This is a genomic window from Streptomyces pathocidini (genome assembly GCF_001418495.1).
GTDB lineage: Bacteria > Actinomycetota > Actinomycetes > Streptomycetales > Streptomycetaceae > Streptomyces > Streptomyces pathocidini.
In genome coordinates, this window is the sequence record NZ_LIQY01000159.1 from 1 (window position 1) to 4,748 (window position 4,748).

Here is a 4,748-nt window from a genome sequence, read left to right on the forward strand (position 1 = left end):
CCGCCGCCGCGGCGGCGGTCCGGGCGCTCGTCGTAGCCGAAGCCGCCGTCGTCCTCGCGCATCGGCGGCAGCATGGAGGTCTTGGGCCCGGCGTCCTGCGCGCGCAGCGCGGTCGTCGGGTGGTCCTCACCGTATCCGCCGTAGCCGGCCGCGCCCATCGCGGCGGCGGCCGCCACGGGACGGCCGTCGAGGGCCGCCTCGATGTCGGCGCGCATCTCGTCGGCGGACTGGTAGCGGTAGTCCGGGTCCTTGGTCAGCGCCTTGAGGACGATCGCGTCCATCGCCGGGGAGATCTCCGGGTCGTACGCGCTCGGCGGCTGCGGCTCCTCGCGCACGTGCTGGTACGCGACGGCGACCGGCGAGTCGCCCACGAACGGCGGCCGCACGGTCAGCAGCTCGTACAGCAGGCAGCCGGTGGAGTAGAGGTCGGAGCGGGCGTCGACCTGCTCGCCCTTGGCCTGCTCGGGCGAGAGGTACTGGGCGGTGCCGATGACCGCGGCCGTCTGCGTCATGGTCATGCCGGAGTCGCCCATGGCGCGGGCGATGCCGAAGTCCATGACCTTGACCTGGCCGGTGCGCGTCAGCATGACGTTCGCCGGCTTGATGTCGCGGTGCACGATGCCGGCCCGGTGCGAGTACTCCAGGGCCTGCAGGATGCCGATGGTCATCTCCAGCGACCGCTCCGGCAGCAGCTTCCGCCCGGAGTGCAGCAGCTCGCGGAGCGTCGACCCGTCCACGTACTCCATCACGATGTACGGGATCGAGACGCCGTCGACATAGTCCTCGCCGGTGTCGTAGACCGCGACGATCGACGGGTGGTTGAGCGATGCGGCCGACTGGGCCTCTCGGCGGAACCGGGCCTGGAACGACGGATCGCGGGCGAGGTCCGCCCGCAGCGTCTTCACAGCCACGGTGCGGCCGAGCCGGGTGTCGTGGGCGAGGTACACCTCGGCCATGCCACCGCGGCCGAGCACCGAGCCCAGCTCATACCGGCCGCCGAGGCGACGCGGCTCTTCCATAGCTTCTCCCAGCCCTCTTCCGTCATTCCGACGCACCGGTGGGTCCGGCGGTGCTGCTCGGCCTACCGTACCGGCCGGATCAGGGGTGCCCCGGGTGTCGGCCGTCACCTGATACAGGACCGGTACTTGTCACACGGCAGTTCGGCAAGGAGGCGTGACCGGGGTCACGTGGCGGCGTGACCGGGATCACTTCTCGCCGTTGACCACCGCTTCCATGATCTGCTTCGCGATCGGCGCGGCCAGGCCGCCACCGGAGATGTCGTCGCGGATGGCGCTGCCGTCCTCGACCACGACGGCGACCGCGACCGGGGAGCCGCTGTCGGTCTTGGCGTACGAGATGAACCAGGCGTACGGCTTCTCGCTGTTGTCCACGCCGTGCTGCGCCGTACCGGTCTTGCCGCCCACCGTGACGCCCGGGATCTGGGCGTTGGTGCCGGTGCCCTCCTTGACCACGGTCTCCATCATCTGCTGGAGCTTCTGGGCGTTCTCCGGCTTGAGCGGCCGGCTCAGCTCCTTCGGCTTGTGCTGCTCGACCACGTTGAGGTTCGGGGCGCGCAGCTGGTCCACCATGTACGGCTCCATGAGCTTGCCGTCGTTGGCGACCGCGGAGGCGACCATGGCCATCTGGAGCGGGGTCGTCGCGGTGTTGAACTGGCCGATGGAGGACAGGGCGTTGCCCGGCTTGTCCATGGTCTTGTCGTAGACCGACTTGTCGGCGCGGACCGGGGTGAACACCTCGTCGTTCATGCCGAACTTCTCGGCCTGCTCCACCATCTTGTCGCGGCCCAGATCGTCGCCGATCTTGCCGAAGACGGTGTTGCAGGACACCCGCAGCGCCTCCCGGAGGGTGGCGTTCTTGCAGGGGATGTTCCCCTCGTTCTCGAGGTTCTTGGTGGACAGCGGCAGCCGCCAGGGCAGCGGCGAGTCGGTGGGCTCGTCGATGTCCTTGTAGAGGCCGTTCTCCAGGGCGGCCGCGGCCGTGACGACCTTGAAGGTCGAGCCGGGCGGGTAGGTCTCCCGCAGCGCCCGGTTGACCATCGGCTTGTCCTCGTCCTTGTTGAGCTCGACCCAGTTCTTCTCGTCGGACGTGGAGTTGCCGGCGAAGGTGGACGGGTCGTAGCTCGGGGTCGAGGCCAGCGCGAGTATCGCGCCGGTCTGCGGGTCGAGCGCGACGGCGGCGCCCTTGCGGTCGCCCAGCCCCTGGAACGCGGCCTTCTGCGCGGCGGCGTTGAGGGTGGTGACGACCTGGCCGCCCTTCTTCTCCTTGCCGGTCACCATGTCGATGGTGCGGTTGAAGAAGAGGCGGTCGTCGTCGCCGGTGAGGATCCCGTCGTAGAGCTCCTCAAGCTGGTTCGCGCCGAACGCCTGCGAGGCGTAGCCGGTCACCGGGGCCCACATCGGCCCGTTCTTGTTCGTCCGCTTGAACTTGAAGTCGCTGCCGCTGGTCTCGGTGTGACCGGTGATCGCCTTGCCGTCGACGATGATGTTGCCCCGCTCCTGGCTGTAGCGGTCGATGGCGACGCGGCGGTTGTTCTTGTGGGTCTGGAGCTCCTCCGCCTGCACGAACTGGATCCAGTTGGTCCGGATCATCAGGGCGAGCACGAGCAGCCCGCAGAAGATCGCGACTCGGCGCAACGGCTTGTTCACGGGCGGACCACCTGGGTCATCTCGGCGTCGGTGGACGGTGCGGGGGTCGGGGCCGGGCGGCGGGCCGTGTCGCTGATGCGCAGCAGTACGGCCACCAGCGCCCAGTTGGCGATGACCGACGAGCCGCCCTGCGCGATGAACGGCATGTTCATACCGGTCAGCGGGATGAGGCCGGTCACGCCGCCGGTGACCACGAAGACCTGGATGGCGAAGGCCGCGGAGAGGCCGATGGCCAGCAGCTTGCCGAAGGGGTCCCGGGCCGCGAGCGCGGTCCGTACGCCGCGCTCGATCAGCAGCCCGTACAGCAGCAGGAACCCCATCATGCCCGCGAGCCCCAGCTCCTCGCCGACGGTGCCGAGGATGAAGTCGGCCTTGGCGGCGAAGCCGATCAGGTCGGAGTTGCCCTGGCCGAGGCCGGTGCCGAAGATGCCGCCGGAGCCGAAGGCGAACAGGGACTGGGCGATCTGCTCGGTGCCCTGGCCGGTCTCGAACACCTGGAAGGGGTGCAGCCAGGCCTGGACGCGCTGGTTGACGTGCGGCTCGATCGAGCCGACGACGGCCGCGCCGACCGCGGACATCAGCAGCCCGAAGACGATCCAGCTGGTGCGCTCGGTCGCGACGTAGAGCATCACGACGAACATGCCGAAGAACAGCAGGGACGTGCCGAGGTCGGTCTCGAAGACCAGGATCAGCAGGCTCATGGCCCACACGACGATGATCGGTCCGAGGTCGCGCCCGCGCGGCAGGTACAGGCCCATGAAGCGGCGGCTGGCCAGCGCCAGCGCGTCCCGCTTCACCATCAGGTAGCCGGCGAAGAACACCGCGATGATGATCTTGGCGAACTCGGCGGGCTGGATGGAGAAGCCGCCGATGGTGATCCAGATCTTGGCGCCGAACTTCTCCGGGAAGAAGATCGGAGCGATCAGCAGCACCAGCGCCACGACCATCGAGATGTACGTGTACCGCTGGAGGATGCGGTGGTCCTTCAGCAGGAGCAGCACCGCGAGGAAGAGCGCGACGCCCACCGCGGAGTAGAACAGCTGGGTCGGCGCCGAGCTGTTGGAGATGTGCTGGCCGGCCGCCTGCCGCAGCAGCCGCGGCGACTGGTCGAGGCGCCAGATCAGCACCAGGCCCAGCCCGTTGAGCAGCGTCACCAGCGGCAGCATCAACGGGTCGGCGTACGGCGCCGCCTTGCGTACGACGATGTGCGCGATGGCGGCGAGCAGGCCCAGGCCGAGCCCGTATCCGAGCATCCCGGCGGGCAGTTCGCCCTCGACGGCGAGACCCACGTTGGCGTACGCCAGAACCGGGATCAGCACGGCGAAGACGAGCAGGGCGAGTTCGGTGTTGCGCCTGCTCGGTGCTCCCACGGAGCTGATCGTGGTCGTGTTGCTGCTGCTCATGGCTTGGATGGCCCCCTACGGCTACTGCTGGGTGCTATCGCACTGCTTGGCCAGCTGCTTCTCTTCCTCCGACAGCGTGGGGCCGGGCATCGGAGTGCTGGTGCTGGTCTTGTTTCCGGACTTGGCGTCGGCCTTCTCGGCCTTCTCGCGCTTGGCCTGCTCCTCGGCGGCCTTGACCTGCTCGGCCCGCTTCTGGCACGCGCCCGCCTGCTTGCCCAGCTCCTCGACCTTGTCCTCGGCCTGGCCGAGGCTGCCCACCGCGATCGTGTCCTCGACCTGCTTGCGCTGGTAGGCGGGCAGGTACTTGAGTTCGATCTCGGGGTGGTCCTTGTGGACGGTGTTCAGGCGGATCCATGCCAGGTCCTGGCTGATGCCCTGGTACAGCGCGATGTGCCCGCTCCTGGCGCCGACGTAGTACTGGCTCTGGGTCCAGCGGTGGCCGCCGTACAGCGCGGCGCCCACCGCGCCGAGTGCGAGCGCGATCAGGAAGGTCCGCTTGAACCAGCCGCCGCGCCGCCGGGGCTTGATGTACTCCTCGTCGTCGTACGCGCCGTAGCCGTCCTCGGCGAGATCGGCTGCGCCGCGGCCGCCGCCGGGCGGGCCGAAGCCCTCCGCGGCGCCGGGCGCCTGCTGCGGCACGCCGCGGCCGAGCCCGGCTGCCCGGCCGGCCGGGGTCTGC

Annotated in this window: 3 protein-coding genes and 1 pseudogene; all 4 read right to left on the bottom strand. The window is 69.4% G+C overall.

Annotated features, from left to right (window positions below; genetic code table 11):
* The coding region (gene pknB, locus AOK16_RS09730) for a Stk1 family PASTA domain-containing Ser/Thr kinase (RefSeq protein ID WP_107098304.1) at positions 1-1,019 on the bottom strand (1,019 nt) is incomplete at its 3' end.
* A gap of 186 nt (positions 1,020-1,205) precedes the next feature.
* The gene (locus AOK16_RS09735) at positions 1,206-2,666 is read right to left on the bottom strand and encodes a peptidoglycan D,D-transpeptidase FtsI family protein (RefSeq protein WP_055471847.1); all 1,461 of its coding nucleotides are present in this window, start codon (positions 2,664-2,666) and stop codon (positions 1,206-1,208) included.
* Complete coding sequence (locus tag AOK16_RS09740; protein ID WP_055471848.1) at positions 2,663-4,069, bottom strand: FtsW/RodA/SpoVE family cell cycle protein; 1,407 nt, start codon at positions 4,067-4,069, stop codon at positions 2,663-2,665. The genes AOK16_RS09735 and AOK16_RS09740 overlap by 4 nt, the downstream gene beginning before the upstream one ends.
* Before the next feature lie 21 nt (positions 4,070-4,090).
* Positions 4,091-4,748, bottom strand: a pseudogene (locus AOK16_RS09745) (protein phosphatase); the annotation flags it as partial.